A 2,827-nucleotide genomic window follows, 5' to 3' on the forward strand; every position below is an offset into this window, starting at 1 on the left:
TTAAATCTGATTTTTACAAAGTTAATACATAAATAAAAAAACTACGAGAAAAATCCCGTAGTTTTCTATTTACACAATCAGATGGATAGTCCCTTTTAATGTGACACTAGCGCTGTTGTTTCTTTTTCTCTTCTCTCCCTAACCTTTCCTAATCCCGGCATTTTTTTAGCCAATGCACTTTCTCCAGCAGGAAAATAGAGCGGAAAAATTTTATATAAAAAACTCACAATTTTACTACGGCTTTTATCCATATTGTAAAAAGCAGAGCAGACAAAGTACATTAGTTCTTGCTGACTACATGTTTCTTTGGGCTGTATGTTTATTGAGGGAGCAACTATCAAGTCATGTTCAGCAAATGATAGAGCACTGGCAAGTATAGCTTCCTGTTCTTCTTCGGTAAATACCTTGATTTTTTCTGTTAACCATTCAAACTCTCCTTGCTGAAGTGCTTGTTGCTTTTCGTTTTGATGTTCCAATAGGATTGCTACATTTTCTTGTTGCTTTTCTGTCAAGGCGTTTTCCAATGCTTGGTTCTTTCGTTTAAGAACGTTGAATTTTAGCAAAGCAGCAATGTACATACAGAAATATCCTACTGCAATATCGAATATTAGGACAAGCAGATAATTGTTACTTGAGTTTTGTATGCCACCAGCCATATATTCACTAATAGGGATAACAGCTAATAGCATGATAATGGCTATTGCATAAAGCACTCGGTATCGCGTTTTATGGTTTACCTGTGGCAAAGAGGCAAACAAAAAGGCGATAATCAAAATGGCTATGATTGCAAAGAGTGGTATGAAAGAGGTCTCCATAGGTTTGTTGTTCTGTTTATGGTTTAACAATAATGCGCCAATAACCAGCCTTGTCTGAACCTTCGTGAACCAAAATTCCCATACCCCTAAGGCTCTTGATATTTTTCTCTATAGCGCGTTTAGTTACACCAATCTTGTTGGCCATATTATCAGCTGTGATTGAAGGATCTGAAATAACGAGGTCGATTATCTTTTGTGCAGTTTTACTGACTTTCTTCTGTGTTTCCGATGTATCTCCGAACTTATACGCATTTACACCGAACTTTTCGACCGAACTTTCTTCATTTACGCCGAACTCTTTTGTGTTTACACCGAACTTTTCGACCGAACTTTCTTCATTTACGCCGAACTCTTTTGTGTTTACACCGAACTTTTCGACCGAACTTTCTTCGTTTACCGGGTACTTTTCGAGGGTACTATTTACCCTGTTGGCTACTTCTTCAACAGGCATTCTTCCGTTGTCACCCCAGTTCAAATTATAGAATGTGGTGTAGAAAGAAGTCGCTTCCGTTTGATATTGCGGCTCTTTACCTTGCAGGAAATTGGGTAGCTTCTCTGTAAGCTCTCGCATTTTGCGTAAGCCGGAACCACGTTTTTCCATATAATCCAACTGTGTGAACACATCCGCAATGACAGGGTTGCGGCGCATGGACGGCACTTTGTATATGTCACGGTCTTGAATCTGTGTTCCGTCAAGCATTGCACCCGGTGATACCAGTTCTACACGGTCATCGTAAATATCGATATGTACTTCACCGCCCATCACGGTATAATCTCTATGGATAAGATGGTTTACCAATCCTTCGAAGATAGCACGGTCGGAATAGTCGGGGAGGTTAAGGCGATAGTTTGGCATCTTCACCCAGCCGCTCATGGTATAGTTTTTGATGAAATCCATACCATATTTTAAGAGCAGCACAAGGTTAGCCCGATGTTCTACGGAACTGATGGCATCATCCTTATAGAGTCCAGTCCAACGGGTGCAGAAAATACGCGATTGAAATACCGTGCAATTATCCACAAACAGCAATCCTGCATTGGTCAGTTTGCCGTCAGGAGTTACCAGCCCGAATGATTCCAGATACTTGTCATTCCATTCCTAATGGGTTTGCTCACGGAAAGTATTGGCAAGGATGATGAAAGAATGTTTGCTGGCATCCACTTGGGTAGGCAGTGAATCCCAAGTCATGTGCGTGCCTTTCAATACCAATGAAAGAAGTTGTTGCGAATTACATTCCACGCTTTCATTGCCAATTCGCATGTATGCGGTACGTGTTCCATCCTGATAGTAATAATAAGGTGTAAGCGTTCCTGCCTTTACTTTAACTTCAAGCAGGGTATGCCCTTCGTGTTCTATCGGAATAAGTTGAACTTCCGGCACAGGGTCAAGTCTTGCCTTTATCATTTCACTGATAAAATCAGCATCGGCTTGTGGATTCTCCAAACCTACAATCACTCCATCATCGTTCACTCCATAGAACAAGCTGCCACCGTCCGTGTTGGCAAAAGCCGATACGGATTTAAGCCACGACTTCACTTTCTTACGCTCCAACATTTCCTTGAAATCGTAAGCCGAGCATTCCGCTATCAATGTATTGTTATGTATCTGCATAGTTTCTTTATTGTTGTTCGGGTATAACATCCCAATATCATACACAAAGGTAAGGATAAAACCGAAGAATCTGTTAAAAGCATCGCTTTCTTTTGATTTTTATGCGTTTACATCTCGTTGTTTATGAATAAAAATCGTACTTTTGTGAGCAAGAGCGTGTGTTGCTTATGGATGCTTATTTTTGGGTTTGCGTTATATTTGCAACACGTGTACGCAAGTCGCTGATAGATATATCACGTTGATTTTGAGGAAGTGAAGTAAAATGATTAATATATAAAAGGAGGGGCTGTGTCAAAACTAAGGCACATCCCCTTCTTTTTTTAATATAAAATAGTCGTTCCTCTTTTTTGTCTATGCGACTATTTTTTCAGTAATTAGGTAATAAGGCTTAATATTCGTC

The 2,827-nt window shown here is 39.9% G+C and carries 1 protein-coding gene and 1 pseudogene; both read right to left on the reverse strand.

Translation table 11 applies throughout. The features are described 5' to 3' along the window. Positions 1-95 precede the first annotated feature (95 nt). The gene (locus BLW31_RS23575; protein ID WP_010537279.1) at positions 96-815 is read right to left on the reverse strand and encodes a hypothetical protein; all 720 of its coding nucleotides are present in this window, start codon (positions 813-815) and stop codon (positions 96-98) included. A gap of 16 nt (positions 816-831) precedes the next feature. Further along, positions 832-2,427 (reverse strand): annotated as a pseudogene (locus BLW31_RS23580) (RNA-binding domain-containing protein). Positions 2,428-2,827: the final 400 nt, after the last annotated feature.

Source organism: Bacteroides faecis MAJ27, assembly GCF_900106755.1.
Lineage (GTDB): Bacteria > Bacteroidota > Bacteroidia > Bacteroidales > Bacteroidaceae > Bacteroides > Bacteroides faecis.